This is a genomic window from Candidatus Nitrosotenuis cloacae (genome assembly GCF_000955905.1).
Taxonomy (GTDB): Archaea; Thermoproteota; Nitrososphaeria; order Nitrososphaerales; family Nitrosopumilaceae; genus Nitrosotenuis; species Nitrosotenuis cloacae.
In genome coordinates this window covers 888,184-905,863 of sequence record NZ_CP011097.1, presented here as the reverse complement: position 1 = coordinate 905,863, position 17,680 = coordinate 888,184, and the positions used below count along the sequence as shown (strand labels likewise).

23 protein-coding genes are annotated in these 17,680 nt (G+C 40.4%); 5 read left to right on the top strand and 18 right to left on the bottom strand.

Annotated elements, in window-relative coordinates:
• Positions 1-15 precede the first annotated feature (15 nt).
• The gene (locus SU86_RS05100) at positions 16-435 is read right to left on the bottom strand and encodes a hypothetical protein (protein WP_048187913.1); all 420 of its coding nucleotides are present in this window, start codon (positions 433-435) and stop codon (positions 16-18) included.
• Positions 436-649: 214 nt separating this feature from the next.
• On the opposite strand from SU86_RS05100, the gene SU86_RS05095 reads away from it, so the two are divergent.
• Entirely contained in the window at positions 650-907 is a 258-nt protein-coding gene (locus SU86_RS05095) for a hypothetical protein (RefSeq protein ID WP_236687778.1), read from the top strand.
• Here the strand turns inward: SU86_RS05095 and SU86_RS05090 are convergent.
• The 6 genes from SU86_RS05090 to bioA all read right to left on the bottom strand — a co-directional run bounded on the left by SU86_RS05090 (position 900) and on the right by bioA (position 7,136).
• Positions 900-1,553, bottom strand: coding sequence for a Snf7 family protein (locus SU86_RS05090; RefSeq protein WP_048187909.1), 654 nt, complete (start codon positions 1,551-1,553; stop codon positions 900-902). The genes SU86_RS05095 and SU86_RS05090 overlap by 8 nt on opposite strands.
• 88 nt (positions 1,554-1,641) lie before the next feature.
• On the bottom strand, positions 1,642-2,739 hold the full coding sequence (locus SU86_RS05085) for a redoxin family protein (RefSeq protein ID WP_048187907.1): 1,098 nt from the start codon (positions 2,737-2,739) through the stop codon (positions 1,642-1,644).
• Between the two features lie 4 nt (positions 2,740-2,743).
• A complete protein-coding gene (locus SU86_RS05080; protein ID WP_048189236.1) occupies positions 2,744-3,475 on the bottom strand; it encodes a cytochrome c biogenesis CcdA family protein in 732 nt (243 codons plus the stop codon).
• 197 nt (positions 3,476-3,672) lie between these two features.
• Entirely contained in the window at positions 3,673-4,806 is a 1,134-nt protein-coding gene (locus SU86_RS05075) for an aminotransferase class I/II-fold pyridoxal phosphate-dependent enzyme (protein ID WP_048187906.1), read from the bottom strand.
• A complete protein-coding gene (bioB, locus tag SU86_RS05070; protein ID WP_048187905.1) occupies positions 4,790-5,767 on the bottom strand; it encodes a biotin synthase BioB in 978 nt (325 codons plus the stop codon). Before bioB ends, SU86_RS05075 begins: the two co-directional genes overlap by 17 nt.
• Before the next feature lie 67 nt (positions 5,768-5,834).
• Positions 5,835-7,136, bottom strand: coding sequence for an adenosylmethionine--8-amino-7-oxononanoate transaminase (bioA, locus tag SU86_RS05065; RefSeq protein WP_082096151.1), 1,302 nt, complete (start codon positions 7,134-7,136; stop codon positions 5,835-5,837).
• Positions 7,137-7,212: 76 nt separating this feature from the next.
• On the opposite strand from bioA, the gene bioD reads away from it, so the two are divergent.
• Complete coding sequence (gene bioD, locus SU86_RS05060) at positions 7,213-7,896, top strand: dethiobiotin synthase (protein WP_048187903.1); 684 nt, start codon at positions 7,213-7,215, stop codon at positions 7,894-7,896.
• Here bioD and SU86_RS05055 read toward each other — a convergent pair.
• The 4 genes from SU86_RS05055 to SU86_RS05040 all read right to left on the bottom strand — a co-directional run bounded on the left by SU86_RS05055 (position 7,886) and on the right by SU86_RS05040 (position 11,272).
• Positions 7,886-8,431, bottom strand: a complete 546-nt coding sequence (locus SU86_RS05055; RefSeq protein ID WP_048187901.1) for a hypothetical protein — start codon at positions 8,429-8,431, stop codon at positions 7,886-7,888. The two genes, bioD and SU86_RS05055, sit on opposite strands and share 11 nt — an antisense overlap.
• Before the next feature lie 6 nt (positions 8,432-8,437).
• Positions 8,438-9,832 (bottom strand): hydroxymethylglutaryl-CoA synthase family protein, encoded by a 1,395-nt coding sequence (locus SU86_RS05050; protein ID WP_048187899.1) that lies wholly within the window; start codon positions 9,830-9,832, stop codon positions 8,438-8,440.
• A gap of 151 nt (positions 9,833-9,983) precedes the next feature.
• Positions 9,984-10,541, bottom strand: coding sequence for a YkgJ family cysteine cluster protein (locus SU86_RS05045; protein ID WP_048187897.1), 558 nt, complete (start codon positions 10,539-10,541; stop codon positions 9,984-9,986).
• 2 nt (positions 10,542-10,543) lie between these two features.
• The gene (locus SU86_RS05040) at positions 10,544-11,272 is read right to left on the bottom strand and encodes a DsbA family protein (RefSeq protein WP_048187896.1); all 729 of its coding nucleotides are present in this window, start codon (positions 11,270-11,272) and stop codon (positions 10,544-10,546) included.
• Between the two features lie 87 nt (positions 11,273-11,359).
• Here SU86_RS05040 and SU86_RS09605 point away from each other — a divergent pair, with 87 nt between their 5' ends.
• Both SU86_RS09605 and SU86_RS05030 read left to right on the top strand, forming a co-directional pair.
• Positions 11,360-11,563: a hypothetical protein gene (locus SU86_RS09605; protein WP_148550800.1), complete on the top strand. Its 204-nt coding sequence runs from the start codon at positions 11,360-11,362 to the stop codon at positions 11,561-11,563.
• A gap of 42 nt (positions 11,564-11,605) precedes the next feature.
• A complete protein-coding gene (locus SU86_RS05030; protein ID WP_048187893.1) occupies positions 11,606-12,655 on the top strand; it encodes a type II glyceraldehyde-3-phosphate dehydrogenase in 1,050 nt (349 codons plus the stop codon).
• On the opposite strand, the gene SU86_RS05025 is transcribed toward SU86_RS05030, so the two are convergent.
• Positions 12,656-13,597 carry a cation diffusion facilitator family transporter gene (locus SU86_RS05025; RefSeq protein ID WP_048187891.1) on the bottom strand — a complete coding sequence of 314 codons (942 nt, stop codon included), beginning with the start codon at positions 13,595-13,597 and terminating at the stop codon, positions 12,656-12,658.
• A gap of 59 nt (positions 13,598-13,656) precedes the next feature.
• Positions 13,657-14,994 carry a threonine synthase gene (locus SU86_RS05020; RefSeq protein WP_048189233.1) on the bottom strand — a complete coding sequence of 446 codons (1,338 nt, stop codon included), beginning with the start codon at positions 14,992-14,994 and terminating at the stop codon, positions 13,657-13,659.
• 102 nt (positions 14,995-15,096) lie between these two features.
• Between SU86_RS05020 and SU86_RS05015 the strand changes: the two genes are divergently transcribed.
• Positions 15,097-15,465, top strand: coding sequence for a hypothetical protein (locus SU86_RS05015; RefSeq protein ID WP_048187889.1), 369 nt, complete (start codon positions 15,097-15,099; stop codon positions 15,463-15,465).
• Positions 15,466-15,536: 71 nt separating this feature from the next.
• Here SU86_RS05015 and SU86_RS05010 read toward each other — a convergent pair whose 3' ends face one another.
• The 5 genes from SU86_RS05010 to SU86_RS04990 all read right to left on the bottom strand — a co-directional run bounded on the left by SU86_RS05010 (position 15,537) and on the right by SU86_RS04990 (position 17,661).
• Positions 15,537-15,788 (bottom strand): hypothetical protein, encoded by a 252-nt coding sequence (locus SU86_RS05010; protein WP_048187888.1) that lies wholly within the window; start codon positions 15,786-15,788, stop codon positions 15,537-15,539.
• 215 nt (positions 15,789-16,003) lie between these two features.
• A complete protein-coding gene (locus SU86_RS05005) occupies positions 16,004-16,345 on the bottom strand; it encodes a hypothetical protein (RefSeq protein WP_048187886.1) in 342 nt (113 codons plus the stop codon).
• 71 nt (positions 16,346-16,416) lie between these two features.
• Complete coding sequence (locus SU86_RS09600; RefSeq protein WP_148550797.1) at positions 16,417-16,623, bottom strand: hypothetical protein; 207 nt, start codon at positions 16,621-16,623, stop codon at positions 16,417-16,419.
• A 63-nt stretch (positions 16,624-16,686) separates the two neighbouring features.
• Entirely contained in the window at positions 16,687-17,046 is a 360-nt protein-coding gene (locus SU86_RS04995) for a hypothetical protein (RefSeq protein WP_048187880.1), read from the bottom strand.
• Between the two features lie 57 nt (positions 17,047-17,103).
• Positions 17,104-17,661, bottom strand: coding sequence for a PDDEXK family nuclease (locus SU86_RS04990; RefSeq protein WP_048187878.1), 558 nt, complete (start codon positions 17,659-17,661; stop codon positions 17,104-17,106).
• Positions 17,662-17,680 lie beyond the last annotated feature (19 nt).

The window sequence follows — 17,680 nt, the reverse complement described above, 5'->3', positions numbered from 1 at the left end:
TACTTGAATATCTTGTTATGAATTTGTTATCTTGTCTAGTGCTTTGATGAGTTTTTCAATACCATATTTGTTAATTATCGAAGAAAGATCTCTTACTATCATTGCCTCTTCAACTTCGGAATTCATCTGTGGTTTTGGTGTGGATGTGATCTGTTTTGGCTCTTCTTTGAACATGTTGAGCTCATCCCAAAACCTATTCTGATCTGCTTTGATCTTTTCTAACTGTGTAACTCTGTCTTGAAGGTGTGCATTTACCAATTTTACGTATTGATTTGCATTCCTGGTATCGTTGCCTGCCTCTGCAAACTTGTCCTTGACTTTTTCGGAATGATCTCGGTTATCGATTTCTTCCTTAAAGTATAACCTTCTGTTATTGGGGTCTAGTGGATCATCGCTTGGCTTGATGTCATTTTTTCTCAGATGCTTCTCAACCATATGTTGTTTGTATGATGAGGTGTATTATCATGTGATTTGTGTTTATTGAACGAACAATATTGTTCAGATTGCGCTTGGCAGTTTGTAAAAACTAGCTTATCAGGCCTCTATTAAGAAATGAGGCATTGCAATATTTGTGGATGAGATAAGACTTTACGTTCAAAAAAAGCCATCCGATGTGGAACTAAGGACACTCGAGGATTGCTTTAGAGAAATGCCAATTGTGGAGATTCTCTCTGGGCTGAAATTTGCAAAAAATCGATGGTCTGCAAAAGATGCCGGGGTACTAAAGGTTGGCAGAAAAAGCATAATCCAAAAAGAAATTCACTCTGTTACAAACGAGCAAGCGCAATGGAGATTAAAGAACTGGAAGATGATGATCTCAAATTATCGAAGGCGTGGCTACAGCTACCCAACAATATCTCGAATAAAGAAAATCCTGATTGAAAAAAGCAAAAAGAAATCTAAATGAGTGTCTCTTTTCTTACTGCACCGCTTGAAACATTTGCCGGTGGTTCTGGAATGCTTGCTCTTGCCTGTCCTTCAATGACTGCTTGAGCCTCTTCCAAAATTGCAAGTGTATCAGAGTTTGAACTGTATGTGGATACTGTAGTGTCTGCTGAATTCATTGAAGAGCCAGTCAATACATCGCCCAGTATTTGTGAGAGGTTTTGCATTGATGATGTTGCCTCTGGCATTATTCCTGAGAGGGAGCTTCCCAGTCCTTTGATTACTGACATGCATGGGCTCAATGTTACCACGATATCTCCTAGTTCTGATACTGTGTTTAGTCTAAGCTGAATCTGTTCTAGTGCAAGTTTTGCACCATTTACCATGTTGTGCATTTTTCTAATTTCTAAAAGCTCAGTTGCATATGCTTTTGCGTGCAGATTGTTGTTTGATTTCTGTGCGGCAACTATTTTGCTGAAAATGTAATCGTTTTTTTGTTTTATTTTTTGAGAAATTCCATCTAGTTTCACGATTTGGAGTTGAAGGTTTTTCTGTGCTACATCAATTTTATTTTTTAATGGAACATCGGGCTTTACCTTATCTACGATTCTCTGTGACAGGCTTTCTGATCGTCCAAAATCATTCCACTTGTCACTCAATGATCCCATGTTCTGTAATTGCTTGAAAAATTAGTTTTAAAGAAATTTGTAACCGGGACTAGTGTCACTCCGGTAACAATGAGGTGTGGTGACAGATTTAGCCAAAGGTGAACGTGTATATCTCAAACCCTGGCTGGTTTACCTGAATTTCTAGCACATGTGATGATGATTCACTTGATCTTACCAAGTTGTACAATGTCGACTCTGCTATGTTTACTGTACCATCTGAGTTGACATCAGCGCCTGCACTTTCTGGCGTGATCTTCTGGCCGTCCACAAATATTTCCAGCTGAGAAGCTCCAGCAGCAACAATGTTTGCCTCTTTTGCAAAATATGGCAAAACAATTCTTCCTGATTCCGAAACTAGGATCATTCTATCATCAAGATTTTCCCAAATTCCTTGCAAATAGAAATTATCTTCATGTAATTTGTCAGGGATAGTATATGTGACTTGTTGGTTAGGTCTGAATCCTTCTGGGTTTCCAATTTGGCTTCTTCCATATGCAAAGTCATATCCGAAATATAGTTCCGGTGTTTTCGATTCGTGCTTGTGTTCCTCAAGGTCGACTAGTGATTGTGTCATTACAACGTTTAATCCCAGTCTTGTTGCACGTTCTTGTAGTAATTCTTGAATTATTTTTTCTGTTTCATCATATGCACCTTCGCCGATATGATCATATCGGATGTATCCTTGATCATCTGCAATGTATTTTCTTGGCCAGTATCTGTTCTCAAAGGCATCCCAAGTTTTTTTGTCATTGTCTAGTATGACTGGGTATTTTATTCCAAATTTTTCAACTGCCAATTCTACGTTTTTGATGTCTTTTTCAAATTCAAACTCTGGTGAATGGATTCCAATTATGAGCAAACCCTGATCAGAATATTTCTCATCCCACGCAGTAATGTATGGCAGAGTTCTCTGACAATTTATGCAACTATATGTCCAAATATCATACAGGACGACTTTGTCCTTGATCTTTTCTTTTAGATTCGAATCTGTATTGATATAGCCGGCAATCCCTTGCAATTCTGGCGCCTTTCTGAATTGGCCCTTGTCTATACTGAGTATGTTGTTTGTGATGGTGGATTTTTCCATAATTTGAGCATCCAATGATGCAAAATAGGCAGCTATTCCGATAACCACACCTGCAATCATTGCTCCCAGAACTAGTGCAGATTTTATCTCTGATCTCATATTATCAACCCAACAATAAGTCATTCAAGAGTGGAAAACTTGCAATCGTTGCAAGCTGGTTTGTCAAAACTAAAACCCCCAGCAATATGATGAATCCACCCATTATTACAGAATAATACTTTAGATGTCTACTCAGTGCTCTGATTAATCTGGTCATTTTTGAGAAGAACAAACCCATCAAAATGAATGGAATTCCAAGTCCTAGAGAATATGCAAGCAATAATGAAAATGCTTGGCTTGGCGTAGTTGCTGCTAGTGTGAGGATGCTTCCAAGAATAGGGCCAATACATGGCGTCCACCCTGTGGCAAATGCCAGTCCAAAAACAAACGATAGTGGATAGCTTGCCTTTCCGCCTTTTGGCAGGATTTTTTTCTCAAAATTTAGTTTGTTGATCCTACTTGATAGTATCATGAATGCGCCAAATCCAATTATTATAATTCCGCCCACTTGGTTAAACCCAGCCGTTAGGCTTGTGGCATTACTTGATAGTACGCTGTTTAGTATTACTCCAAATACTGAAAACACAATAGAAAACCCCAAGACAAAGAATACTGTGTTTATCAGAATGTTCAATCTGTTTGTTAGGAGATTCACAGTACCATTGTTTCGCTGAAGATCCGTAATGGTGGTGCCAGATATGTATGCCAAAAATGCGGGAATTACTGGCAAAATGCATGGGGCAAGAAAGGATCCAATGCCTGCAACTGCCGCAACTGCGATATTGATCTCTGTCATGATTGCTTGCTGTGATTTTTTTATTAAAGCATTGTTCCAAGTTTTTTCCAATTTTTGTATTGCTTTTTATCTAACCGATTAATCTGGGATTCATGAACAAACGATTCATCGTAATTGGAATTGCACTTGGAATTATTGTTGCAATTGCATTCTATGTGGGCTCACCAGCATTCATGGGCTTTGATGTGCGTAGATGATCAAACTAGTTTGAATTTTTCAGCAGCTCGCTCAAACACACTCAAAGCCGATTCTATGTGTGATTTTTCTAACCATGCAGTAACTGATACCCGGAGCCGTGCGCTATTCTTTGGAACGGTTGGGTACCTTATTGGCTGTGCGAACACTTTATTCTCATACATGAATCTGCCAAACTCTAGTGTTTTTTTCTCATTGCCTATGATGATTGGTATTATGTGTGTCTGAGATTTGATATCATACCCAATTTGTTTTAGGCCTGATGAGAACATTGATGTGTTTTTTTCTAGCTTTTTTTGTTGTTTTGCCCTATTCTGCTTTATTCTACTCAGAGACATCTCTACAAGAAATGATGGTAATGCAGATGTGTAGATAAATGAGCGAGCCTTGTTTATGCACAAATCCACAACTGGATTAGATGCTGTCGCATATCCACCAAAAGAGCCAAGCCCCTTGCTCAGGCTGCTGATGTAGACATCAACTTTTTTTTCTACTCCAAAATGATTCGGCGTGCCTTTACCATCCTTACCAACTGTAAAGTCACCATGTGCATCATCCAATATCAGAAAGGAATCTGTTTTTTGCGATATCTCGGAAATCTCTCTTAGTTTGGAATAGTCTCCATCCATGCTGAATATTCCTTCAGTTATGATGAGTTTGTTGTAGGCCTTGAATTTTTTTATCTTTTTTTCCAAGTCATCAACATCATTGTGTCTGTACACTTGGAGTTTTGCACCACTCAGTTTGCATGCCTCAATTATGCTGGCATGATTCAGCTCATCGCTAAAGATTATGGTGTTTTTATCAACAAGTGCAGGTATTGCACCAAGATTTGCCATATATCCAGTTGGAAATACTAGGGCTGCTTCCTGGGATTTGTGTTCGGCAAGTTTTTTTTCCAATTTCATAAACGATGTATCATTCCCTGAGACTAGTCTTGAGCTTGACTGTGATTGCGAGGCTGTGATCTTTGTGCTGGACAAGCCAAGATAGTCATTTGAGCAAAAATTTACCAGCTTTTTTGAATTAATTGTGATGTATGGACCGTTTATTTTGCCGTACTTTAGTCGTCGATAGAGATTTTGTCTTTTTATCTCTGATAATCTGTTTTGGATGCTCTCAAGCGTTTGTTTCAAGTTTGATTTTTTTGATCATTTCTAGGTCTTTATTCATTGCATTACCGCCCAAAGTAAGATAGCCGGCACTGATTATTCCATTTGCACCGCTAAGCAGTAATTCTTCCCCGGAATCCTCCAAGTGTACCTCTCTGCCACCAGATATTTTGATAATTGATTTTGGCAGTGCGAATCTGGTTACTGCAAAGACTCGCAAAATCTCTTCAAATGGAATTGGTGTTTGAAGCTCAAGTGGGGTTCCGGGAATTGCCACTAGGAGGTTTATTGTGACTTCTTCTGGTTCCAGTTTTGCCAAATCTGAGATTAATTCTAATCTTTGTTCGCGAGTCTCACCCATCCCTATTATCCCACCAGTGCACAGTTCAAGGCCTGCACTTCTTGCTATGTGTAGTGTATCTAGTCTGTCTTGGTATGTATGAGTGGTGCATATTTGTGGGAACTTTGATCTTGCAGTTTCTAAATTATGGTTGTATCTTTTCACTCCCAATTCTTTGAGTTTTTTTGCCTGTGGTGTGGTAAGAAACCCAAGACTGCACTCTATTGATATTCCAACTTTGTCTCTGATTTGGGATATGATATTACACACCTTGAGAAAGTCTGCCTCTGATGGCTCTCGCCAGGCTGCCACTAGGCAATATGATTCTGCTCCCTCGTCTTTGGCTTTTTTTGCCATTTTGAGAATCTCTTCTGCTGGCAATAATTGGTAGCTGTCAATCCCTGTATTGAAAAAGGCGGACTGACCACAAAACACACAATCTTCACTGCAATAGTTTTTTTTGATGTTTGCAAGCTGCTCAACGTCCACCTTGTTTCCCTGAAACTTGCGTGTAATTTTGTTTGCAGCGTCGGATAGTGTTCTTAAATCTGAAATGTTAATGAGTACTCTAAGCTCATTCTCTCCGAGTCTTTCCCCAGCAAGAACTTTATTTTGATATTCCATTATTATTTGGGAATCCAACATTTTGGCTCTCTGTTTTCTATTAATTAAGATTTCAAATGTTAACCAGTAATTGCGGTGTGGTTTACAATTATTTGGTTATGTTTTTGATGGTTTTGATTGTACCATCCATCAAAAAATCAAGCTCCTTTTGCGATATTGCAAGAGGGGGCACAAGCATCACAATGTTTCCCAGTGTTCTCAGATAGATCTTGTGTTTTTTTGCCTCATCAAAGACTATCTTATTTGTGGACTTGGAAAACGAGATTGGTATCTTTTTTGTTCTGTTTGATACCAGTTCTATGCCTGCAAGCATTCCTTTGTGCCTGATGTCGCCTACGGCATTAATATTCCAAAACTCCTCTAGGCGTTTTTCAAGGTGCTTTGCAGTTTTGTTCACCTTGGAAATCAGCCCTGTTTTTTGGTATAACTGTAAATTTTGGTTTGCCACGGCGCATGCCATTGTATTTCCGGTAAATGTATGTCCGTGGTATAGGTGTTTCATGGCGTGATAATTGCCCAAAAACGAGTCATAGATCTTTTTTGTGACCAGAGTCGCTGCCATTGGAAGATAGCCAGCAGTTAGCATCTTTCCGTATGATACAATGTCTGGTTTGCTTTTTTGGGCGGTATATTCTACTAGTGAGCCTAACCTACCAAACCCAGTGGCGATCTCATCCAAAATGAACAAGACGCCGTGCTTTTTGCAGATCTTGCCAATATCCGATTGAAAATTATCCCGGTAAATGTTGACACCGCCAGCAATCTGGGCACCGCTTTCCATGACAAATGCTGCAATGTTGTGGTTTTTTGATAGTTGGTTTTCGATTCTTTCCAATGTTTGGGAATGGTATTCTTTGTGATTTGAAATCTTGTAACTGTTCTCAAATGGAATTTGTATTGTTTTGTAGAGATTTTTTTTGAATTTGCCAAAAAATGCGGGAACAAACCCTACCGACATTGTCCCAAACGTATCCCCATGATATCCATTTTGCAATGTGGCAAACATGGTCTTGTTTTTTTGCCCAATGTTTTGCCAATGCTGGATTGCAATCTTGAATGCGATCTCCATTGCAGTGGAGCCATTATCAGAGTAAAATACGCGATTCATTCCAGGTGATATTGAGACTAGTTTTTTTGCTAGTGTTTCTGCCTGATTGTTTGTTAAATTAAACAGTGAAGAATGAATGATCTTTTTTGATTGCGAGTTTATGGTGGTTATGATCTCACGCTTGGAATGTCCCCAGACATTGCACCACATGCTTGCGACTCCGTCCAGGTATCTGTTTCCCCTGGAATCTACAAGCCAGAATCCATCACCCCTGACTATGTCTGGGAATGAATCCCATTCTGACATTTGCGTGTATGGGTGCCATATGGAACTATTCCTCATTGCATCGTTGGGTGGATTTTCATTTTAATAATCAAGCGGTAAAAGGATTAATCCTGTAATTTGTGAGTCAGACCATATGAAGTCGTTTTTTGTGACTGGAACAGACACTGGAATTGGCAAGACTGCATTTACATGCGGCCTGGCAAGTCTTTTGCGTGTTTCCGGGATTGCTGTTGGCGTGATGAAGCCGTTTGCTACTGGCATTCCGCAAAAAAACGGATTTCAATCAGAGGATGTCTCCATGTTGGTGAGATCCTCGGGCGTTTCTGATCCTGAATCGTTGGTGAATCCATATTTTTTTGCAATTCCTGCATCTCCATATTCGGCGGCAAAAAAGCTTGGACGACAAATAGACCTTGATTTGGTTTTATCTAGTTTTGATAAATTACGTTCTATTCATGACGTGATGCTGGTGGAAGGAATTGGAGGCATAATGACTCCAATTCTGAAGGATTACTTTGTCATTGATCTGATCAAAGACCTAAATCTTGATGCTATGGTTGTGACTGGCTCAAAAATTGGAACCATAAATCACACCACACTTACTGTAGATGCGTGCAAAAAGCATGGAATTCGCATTCCAGGTCTGATAGTAAACCAGACTGATAAAAATGGTTATGATTTGGATGAACTTGGACAGGATCTGACATCATTAAGTGGAGTTGATGTAATATCAAAAATTCCAAATCTGGATAATGTTGAAGACATTACAACCATTCTAAAAAATAATGGATTCCTTGATGTTTTCTCTAGACTCTGAATATTTTGAATTTTGATTGTATTTTTGATGATGTTTCTGATTTGATGTCGTTTATGATGTTTGCAAAACTGCACTCACCATCAATCTCGTATGTTCTGTATGGCAAGCCGAGACCTGATTTTTGAATCAGCCAAATGTTTTCTTTGATTGGTTGTATGGTGTCTAGTTTTTGCAGTCTTGCTTGTATTTTGGTGAGGTCATCTGTTTTTGGGAAAAACAAAATAATTGCGTCTTTTTTTGCCAAGCCTAATGTTCTGATGTCTGGAATGACTATGTCGATGTCAATTTGGTTTATTGTAATTTTTCTCTGACTGGGAATCAGTGCATTTGTGAGAAGATAATGCATCAGAGACTCTGCAAATGTCTCGTAGGTTTCGATATGATTTCCAGGCAGCGTATCTAGATTTGATTCCGAGATGATCTGTTTTATTATAGAAATGGTGTTGTTTTGGGCAATTTCCTGGGTTATCTTGGATTCTGAAATTGTTTCAATGGTTTGGTATAATCTGTCCTTGATTGGAGATGGCTCGTCCATTTGGGATTATTGACAAAATGCGTATTTGCGCTCGCCACGACTTTCAGGGGCTTTCTCCACACTTACTAGGACAAACTCGTTTTTGCCGTTTAGCATGCTCTCAGTTGGGGTGCGCTTGTTTTCATGAATCTCCTCATAGTCTTTGAGTGATAGTTTCACTCGCTCGCCTATCTCTGCCTCCAGATTCATGTTCGTGACGATTTCCTTGTATGATGGCTGGACAACACCTGAGAAGACCATTGCACTACTGCCACTGCCGTAAGAGCCAAACCCAAATCGTTTTCCTTCCAGCTCGACTCCTTTTTGGAATTCAAATTCTAAGCAGCTTCTAAATCCAAGGTATAGTGATGCCGTGTAAAGATTGCCAATCATTGATGATGCAATTAGTGAGCTAGCAAGCTTGTCCTCGTAAAATGCCTGATATTCTTTTGTCTTTGTGAATAACTTGTTGAACTGGTGGTCATTGCCCATGTACTCTTCATCTGCCAGAATGGATTCGATAGTACCTCTTGGATCCTTTGGCACTGGCTCCTCCATACCTGTCTGCTCTACGATTCTTTTCCATCTTGGGAGGCTTCTCCATTCACGTCTGAGCAAATATGATAGTGCCTTTTTGCCCATGTTTGAATATGGCAAATGCATGCACAGATAATCGATATGATCTAAAATGGTTTCTCCTTCCTTCATCTTTACGATTCCAGTCTCTAGTGCCTTTTTCTTGTATGCCTCAAAGGCCTTTTTGACTTGGATCAAATACAGCAAATTGGAATACTGGCCGTGAACTATTGGAGTCTCTTTTCCAAACGGCCTATAGAAATCATACTCGTTTTTAATCGAAGTCGATGTAACCTTGGAATCAAACTGTAGTAATCTTGGGTTGTCGTTTAGTAGCATTGCAATTGCGCCTGCGCCTTGGGTGTACTCGCCAGACGAACCCATGTCGTATTTTGCAATGTCAGATACTACAACTATTGCATGCTTGCCTTCTGCCTCCCCTGCTCTGATCCAATTAGCATTATCATATAACGCATAAGAGCCGGAAACACATGCAAACTTGCACTCTATTCCCCCACAGTGCTCAAAAGAGTCATCCCCGTAGACCTGCTCTAGCATGCCTATGACGTACGAGTTTAGCGCCTTGGATTCATCCAATGATGATTCGGTTGCTACATACAGGCGTCCAATATCGCTTGGGGCTATCTTGTTGCGCTGCATAATCTTTAGACAGGCGTTTGCTGCCAAGCATGCCGGGTCTTGGTTGGAATCCACTATTGCCATGCGCGATATGCCCAAGCCCTGCTTTAGCTTGACTGGGTCTACGCCTCTGGCTGTGGCAAAATCAGTCGAATCTACAAACAGCCGTGGAATGTAAATGGCAATATCATCAATACCTGCTGCCATGAGCTACCCTTCGGATTTTTGAATATAAGGGTTGTCAGCTAAATCTATTCCACTATAATGTTGTGGGGTGTGAATTTATAGAAATCGTACATTTTAGGACAGATCAACACAAATTTTTTAGTGATTGGTGAGATTCTGGTCCGATCTTGCGTTATTGTCTTATCCAGCCTTTTTGGATTGTTGATTCGTCCTCTTTGTTGCCTGTGCCTGTGGCATATCGCCATAGTATGGCGTGTGGCTGGCTCATTTGGTTTTTTATCTGAATTAGTGACTCTATTTCTGAATTTAGATTAGAGTCTGCCGTACTACATGTCTGGCAAAACTTGCATTTTTGGTCCAATGTGATTGGATTGGTCTCAATTAGCGGATATGCCCTGCATGCAAGCGGCCTTTGATTGTATATCTTACATGTGAATCCGCCGTGTGGTGATCGTGATTCGGATTCGGTCTCCAAAAATGGACATGTGTTGCCGTTTTGATCCCTTCCCATCATTTGGTATGCGAGAATGGTTTTGTGTTCTGCCAAATCATTGGATGTTCCTATTCTGGGTATGATGCTGATTTCAATTCCGTATTTTTTTGCTAGTGATTCTATTCTTGGCTTTTCGTCTGGTAAAATCAGAACGCCGATTTTGCCGTATTTTTTTGATGGGTAATATTCACGCTCGATACAACACTGCGAGCAGTCCTTTACGCAGCTAAATTCCATGTTTATTGTAATTTGATCTCATCCGAATCCAATATGCTAACAAACACATCGTATGGCTGAGCGCCTGGGACCTTGACTATTTTGTTATTTGGACCTATCACAAAGAATGCCGGAGTTCCAGTTAATCCTAGTGTCTTTGCATCCTCTGAGCTTGCCTGAATCTTTGGCTTGTATTTTTCACTGGTCATACATTCTGTGAATTGGGCATTGTCTAATCCTAATTGCTGTGCAAACTTGAACTGGTTTTCTGCGGATGCCCATCCGTTGTTCTCACCATTCCAGTTGTTGTATAATGTATCATGATATTCCCAGAACTTGCCCTGCTCGTCTGCGCAATGGGCCGCATGGGCTGCAACGACAGAATCTTGGCCGATTATGGTAAAGTCTTTGAATATCATCTTGGCCTTGCCTGTTTTGATATAGTTCTCATGAATCTGGTTTTCGGTATCATGGAAGAACTTGTTGCAGTAAAAACACTGGTAATCGCCAAACTCTATGATTGTGATTGGTGCGTTTGGATCACCCAAAATCGGTGACGCGTTGTCTGAGAAGACTGACATTTGCACCTGTTGTGGTTCCTGTTCTTGTAGTACTTGGGCCTTTTCAACATCCTGTATGTCTTCTACTTTGAATGAATTGTCTGTTAGTGGGCCATTGATTACAAAAAACACTCCAATTATGACGGCAGCCGAGATTGCGGCGCCTATGCCTAGTGATGGAGCATGAATCAATAAAACGACTCAAAACCAGACGCATTTAGTTGTTTTGTGTAAATCGAACATCTACACCTTAATCCAAAGTAAAATGGTTCAATCCATGTGTCATCTGAGAGTCTTTGGACTATTACAGTAGTGGCCGCATTATCCTCACTTGTCATTTTGGCGTTTTTTCTCTTGTCACCAATGCTAAGCAACGAAAGTACTGCACAAAGAATAGAGCATGGTCTTGGTGATACAATTGCCAAATTTGATTCGATTAGAACTGGCGATGAACCAACTCCGGAAATCGACTCTGGCACCTGATCTTTGTGAAATGTAAATAAATCCCAGCACTGGGGAAAAACTATGAAGCGCGTTTTTGTCAATGGATATGGCTCCATTGGAAACAGAATCGCCCAGTTCATCAAAGATGATCCTCAAATCAAGGTAGTCGGTGTTGGAAAATTCTCGCCAGATGATAAGGTAAATGATGCCATCGCTCGCGGCTTTGACGTTTATGTGCCGCAAAAAAGAATCGAGTCTTTTAAAAATTACAAAATAAAGGGAACCATAGAAGATGCCATTTCTAATTGTGACTTGGTAATCGATGGAGCCCCCGGTGGAATCGGATATGCCAACAAAAAACAGCTATACGAGCCAAAGGGAGTAATGGCAATCTATCAGGGTGGCGAGTCGGTCTTTGGGGATGAGCGCGTATCGGATTTACTGTTTAATTCTCGTGTTAACTACAAGGAGGCCTTTGGCAAAAAGCACGTAATGCAAGGAAGCTGTAATGTCACCGGAATGGGCAGAATTTTACAACCATTACGGGAAAAATATGGCTCAAGACTGGTTAGATTCGATGCCATACTGGTAAGGAGATGGGCTGACTTGGAGCAAACTGACAAGTCCGTTCCAGATACCGTCGAGTGGTCCCCAAACCCGCACCATCAAGACGATGTGAAATTCTACATGGGAAAAGACACACCATTATTCATTCAGGCAATCAAGGTTCCGACTCGACAAATGCATGTTCACATGATGAGCATTAGATTCAAGGATATGACACCAAACCCGTCTGAGATTCTGGACTTGTTCAAAGACGAACACGGCGTTGCCACATTATGGACTGCAAAGGGAACAAAACAAATCCGTGATGCCGCAGAATCCATGAAGTTCAGCTTTAAAGACACCAACATGATCCACATTCATGCAAACATGATGGAAACAATTGGGGACACCATAAAGATGGTCTACTCTGATGACCAAACGGGTATAGTCATTCCTGAAAACCACATGCTAATGCAGGCAATGCTGTTCCAAAAATCCTATGAGGAATCATTCTCTCACACAGAAAGCCTGTTCCACATGGAAGAAAAGAAAAAGGCACTAGAGGCCTTTTTTGCCAAAAAATAACTATTTTTTCCGCTCTCGCTCTATTTCCACAAAAATGTGCTCTCTGTTTGTATTTGGAATGATCTCCATTATCTTTTGCTCAATTGCATCTGTTACTGTCTCTATTTTGTCAGTATCAAGATTGTCAATCAGGTTCACCTGAATCCCTACCAAAATGTCCTCGGGACTAAGGTGCATTGTCCGCATCGTGATGAGCTTGTTAACCTCGGGAATCTCTTGGACTGATTTTACTATTTTTTTGTATTCTCTGTTTGTGACTGATTCACCAATGAGCAGTCCTCGGTTTTCCTTTGCCAAGAAAAAGGCAAAAAACATCAGAATTCCACCAATGATTAATGATGCAATTGCATCATAGACTGCATTACCTGTTATGTCGGATAGGAATATTCCAATTGCTGCAACCAATATTCCAAGTAGTGCAGCACAGTCCTCAACTATTACTGTAAGTAGTGCAATGTCCTTGCTTTCCTTAAAGTGTATAATCATCGATGAAAAGCTGATCTTGTCTCCTTTTTCTCTTATTTCCCGAATAAACTGCTTTAGTGCCACCCGTAGTGCGTTTCCCTCAAAGCCAAACGCCACGGCCAATACAATATAGCTTATCTGGGAATTCTTGATACTGTGCATTTCCTCCAATAATGACGAGACTCCTTGCTCTAGTGATAAAATACCAGAGATTCCAAAAATCATGGTAGCCACAATAAATGACCAAAAGAACAACTCTCTGCCGTGCCCGAATTGGTGTTGGTGGTTGGCTGCCTTTGTGCTCGTTTTGATTCCAAATAAGATCAGGACTTGGTTGAATGTATCTGATGCAGAGTGGTACGCCTCTGCCCACATGGCGGCACTCCCAGTTATGATTGCCGCAATGAACTTGGTTATTGCTATGCCTAAATTTCCAAACAATGCAGCATAGACTGCCTTCTTAGAACCACTTGCCAATTATCGATGATTTTTGCAAAAATGAGCTAATAAACTAATATTGTGTGGTTTGTGCCTAACTAGTCCCTCGGTGGGTTTGCAAATCTATTTGCTGGATTGTTATGATAGTCAACTGGCAGACTGGAATCCTTTTGTCTTCCGGTTAGGATTCCAACTACGACGTCGTCTTTTTTTATTATTTCCTGCTCTACTAGCTTTTTGATTCCTGCAGGTGATGCGCCAGATGCCATCTCACAATCAAATCCGTTTAGTCCGACTATTGACATGCCATCTAGCATCTCGGAATCAGATACCTTCTCTACAATACCATTGGTGAACTCTAGTGCTCGCAGTCCTTTGAGTATGTTTGCAGGCCTTCCGATTTGGATTGCAGTTGCCTTTGTTTTTGGCCTGATTCCTTTTTGGTCCAAATGGGAATAGTATTTTTTGATTAGCTCCGTATCTGGCTTGCCCTTGTTCCATCGGAGCTTTTGGCCCTCAAATCCACCATTATACAGATCATACAGTGTGCTTGCGCCCTCGGAGTTTATCACCGCAATTCTTGGGATTTTTTTAATCCAACCCCACTCGTATAGCTCCATTAGTGCTTTGCCACAGCTGGAAATGTTTCCCAGTGCACCCCCCGGATATACTATCCAGTCTGGTGGATTCCAGTTTAGATATTCTATTGCACGATAGGGGATTGTTTTTTGGCCCTCTATCCTAAATGGATTAACCGAATTTACTGTATAGCCGTCGTGATTCTTTGCATCATCGAGTGATTTTGCCAGTGCATCATCGAAATTTCCCTGGACCTGAACTATTTGCGCTCCAAACTGATATGCTTGTGATAGTTTGCCTGGGGCAATCTGGCCTGCCGGAATATACACATCACACTCCATGCTCTCATTTGCTGCATACATTGCAGCTGCGGCTGATGTATTTCCGGTTGATGCACAGATGATTCTTTTTGCACCAATCAGCTTTGCATGGGTTACGGCAGTGGACATGCCATTATCTTTGAATGAGCCACTCGGGTTGTATCCTTCCGGTTGGAGCCATAAATTATCGTGGCTCATACCGATAAAGTCTGCTACTTTTGACATTTGGTATGGCTTGGACTGTCTGCCTTCTGCACCATCAAGCGAGACCAAATACTTGGAGCATTCATCTCTGTTTCCAGTTTCTATTTGGCAAAAGTTTAGCAGCTCTCGGAATCGCCAGACTCCGCTTTCATTAAAGATGTTGCCTTGCGGGTTTCGTCTGTTTGAGAATAATTCCTTTAGTTCTGGCGAGGGTGTGTTTTTGTATTTTACATCAAGTAAATGGCCTCGCTCGCATTCGATGTTTCTTGAATTAATTGGATATTCTAGTCCACAGCTTGGGTCTATGCATTTTAGGTAAGCATTATCTTTCAATATGGTTTTCATCTGTATCACTAGTTTAAATTTGAATAGTCAATGTTTTGGAATCAAAAACTAGACTAAGCTTTTTCAATGGTGTATTAGCACAAAAAGAAAATGGTGACATTTGAGCAGTACCTCAAGGGCGTACTAAAGCAAGTAGATGACTCATACACATTACTGGAGAATCTGCGGGACAAACCGGGTGATCTGGAGATAATCCGACGCGAGATTGCCAAAGTAACCGGACTGTTTTCGGCACTAGTATCAAAGCTAGAGACAAACAAGGAGGAATCTGAATATCAGCATATTTTGTCACCAATGTACTCCTATCTGGAAAATAACGAGTTTTTCAGGGAAATGGACACGATGTCGCAATTGTATGCAGATGATCCAATGCGACTCAAGAATTTACGATTATCAATAATTGGCTCACTAGATGAGAAGAATTTAATGGCGCACATCAAATCCATCATACGAGAATAAAAATGTCGGACAAAAAATGCGTCATTTGTGGGTGTCCTGATCACAAAATCTTTGGCTGCTCTAGGCACTGGTCAAAAAACTGTAGTTGCCACAAAAACAATTGATTGTTCTGGCTTGCAGGAATCACACACCATAACATCAAATGATTTCTCTGCCAGAGATATTGTGGCAAACCAATAATACTCGGATTTTGTAAAATCTTCGTCCTTTAGGGTTTGGCAATTGCTTTGGTGCAAGGTGTTGGTTTTATTACATACTACGATCAGTCCAAACTCGACATTCTTGATTTTTTTAAACTCATCTAATGTCTGGATTTTTGTCACACGGATAATTGGCGTTGTAATATTTTAATTGGATTTTTTTGTACCCGAACGAACATGGAAATTGATACAGCACTTGCATTCTTTTTTGAGGCATTCGCTTTCCTCATAATGCCCACATATTCCACATTCGCAATGCGTTTGCATGAGAATCATTAATGCAAAGTGGAATATAACTAAAACTGCATATTTTTTGCTGATTTGTTGCTAAAATGATATTATTTTTTTGATTTTGAGGCCTTGGCATGTTTTGCTTCTTTTTTTGGCTTACTCGTAGGTTTTCCTTCTAGGACCTCTTTGATCTCTTCTGCCTTTTTGTCCACTACCTTGATTATCTCTTGGATGAATCCATCCAGGTCATCATCTGTGACTGGTGGCTCTGCTTGGGCTGCAATCTCGTTTATGGCAGCCGAGATTTCTGAGCTTACCTGCTCAAAGCTTTCTGGATCCTCATAGGCTGCACTGTATAGTGATTTTAGGTTGTTTACTTGGTTTACCAGCTGGTCGGTGAGTGTGATGGTGTAATCTGTGCCTGAGATTGAGATTTCCTTTGATGACATGATCTGATGATTTTAGAGTACTTTCTTATAGTTTACTGTTACGAGTGGAGTTCTTTGTGACTTGGGCTTTTTCATTTTCTTCTCCTATAGGAAATGGGCAACAAGACAAGACTGGTTACAAACAAAACATTCAATCCGAAGATGACATAATTCAGAGTCATTGCACGCGGCATTTTGGTAATGTCTTCGGTCAGTGTAAACCAGTAAAACAAAAACCAACCAATCCCTAAAAATAACACCAATCCAAGATTGATTCGATATAGTAGTTTGGAGATCATTGAATTATCTTTAGTAGATTCTTAAATTGTTCTAATTAATCATACAAAAAATCTGTTACTAACTCAAAATGCGATATATTCCAGAGCTGCGGCATCTGAAATCAAATTCACGTGTTTTGAATTTACCACATAGCCATTTTTGATGTCATTGACTGATACCCATCGATTGGTAGATGTGTAATGGCTTCTCTCTCTGAGCTCTTTTTCAATTGAATCAATATCAAACTCGCCTTCCTCGACTTGTTGTGTGTTGAGGTGCTTTATGGTAACTAGGATCTTGTTTACCTTGACTCTGTTTCCAAACTTCCATTGTACTGGTGGGTGCTCATCAGATACTTCTAGTATCTTTATTTTCATTTCCTTATCACCAAACACATTATGGCTTACAAGCACTCGCTCGTCCACAAACTCCTCAAAGCTCATGATGGTACAATAGTGATTCCATAATTAAAGAGTTATTCTAAATTCCAGGTTTTGCCACTAGAATTCTTGCATGGTTTTGATATTTTTGCTCACAAACGGCATGGTGTAGTCTCTAAGATCTAGTCTTTGGCGCTTTGCCTCTATTATGGAGTGAGTTGTTCCATCATAGTTGCAGGCAAAATCTGTAATCTGCTTTGTCCTGTCCCAGATTTTGTAGTATTCTCGCAGCTCCCTTTTCTCATATTCTCCCAGACCAATCCTTTTCTTTGATAGAAACTTGAATGCAAAAATGACCTCTCTTGTTTGATACAGCTCAAAATTGTCCACCCACTTGAGACATCGAATTATCTGATCATATGGCACCACAAGTGAGTTTGTGGTGCCTGATTTTGCCTCGATTGTAAAAATGGTACTGTTCTTTGTGCTTACTGCCAAAATATCGGGCAATGCGACACTTGGCGAGCCTAACCGAAAGCCTTTCCAGCCATCCAGTGCGTTGAATCTTTTTACCAGAGTATCCTCCCAGTGATATCCCCGCTGGCGTCTGGTCCTTGCTATCTTGACATTATCCTTTTTCTTTGGTATTGACACCTTTAGTTTTACGATATTTGACAACAGTCTCTCTTAGTTAGAT

Bases quoted from the DNA above. Each gene is read 5' to 3' on its own strand.
- SU86_RS05015 (WP_048187889.1), top strand. From the start codon at position 15,097: ATGGTGACATTTGAGCAGTACCTCAAGGGCGTACTAAAGCAAGTAGAT.
- SU86_RS04995 (WP_048187880.1), bottom strand. From the start codon at position 17,046: ATGAGCTTTGAGGAGTTTGTGGACGAGCGAGTGCTTGTAAGCCATAAT.
- SU86_RS05005 (WP_048187886.1), bottom strand. From the start codon at position 16,345: ATGTCATCAAAGGAAATCTCAATCTCAGGCACAGATTACACCATCACA.
- SU86_RS05100 (WP_048187913.1), bottom strand. From the start codon at position 435: ATGGTTGAGAAGCATCTGAGAAAAAATGACATCAAGCCAAGCGATGAT.
- SU86_RS05030 (WP_048187893.1), top strand. From the start codon at position 11,606: ATGAAGCGCGTTTTTGTCAATGGATATGGCTCCATTGGAAACAGAATC.
- bioD (WP_048187903.1), top strand. From the start codon at position 7,213: ATGAAGTCGTTTTTTGTGACTGGAACAGACACTGGAATTGGCAAGACT.
- SU86_RS05080 (WP_048189236.1), bottom strand. From the start codon at position 3,475: ATGACAGAGATCAATATCGCAGTTGCGGCAGTTGCAGGCATTGGATCC.
- SU86_RS05055 (WP_048187901.1), bottom strand. From the start codon at position 8,431: ATGGACGAGCCATCTCCAATCAAGGACAGATTATACCAAACCATTGAA.
- bioB (WP_048187905.1), bottom strand. From the start codon at position 5,767: ATGTTGGATTCCCAAATAATAATGGAATATCAAAATAAAGTTCTTGCT.
- SU86_RS09600 (WP_148550797.1), bottom strand. From the start codon at position 16,623: ATGATCTCCAAACTACTATATCGAATCAATCTTGGATTGGTGTTATTT.
- bioA (WP_082096151.1), bottom strand. From the start codon at position 7,136: ATGAGGAATAGTTCCATATGGCACCCATACACGCAAATGTCAGAATGG.
- SU86_RS05085 (WP_048187907.1), bottom strand. From the start codon at position 2,739: ATGAGATCAGAGATAAAATCTGCACTAGTTCTGGGAGCAATGATTGCA.
- SU86_RS05090 (WP_048187909.1), bottom strand. From the start codon at position 1,553: ATGGGATCATTGAGTGACAAGTGGAATGATTTTGGACGATCAGAAAGC.
- SU86_RS05050 (WP_048187899.1), bottom strand. From the start codon at position 9,832: ATGGCAGCAGGTATTGATGATATTGCCATTTACATTCCACGGCTGTTT.
- SU86_RS05095 (WP_236687778.1), top strand. From the start codon at position 650: ATGCCAATTGTGGAGATTCTCTCTGGGCTGAAATTTGCAAAAAATCGA.
- SU86_RS05045 (WP_048187897.1), bottom strand. From the start codon at position 10,541: ATGGAATTTAGCTGCGTAAAGGACTGCTCGCAGTGTTGTATCGAGCGT.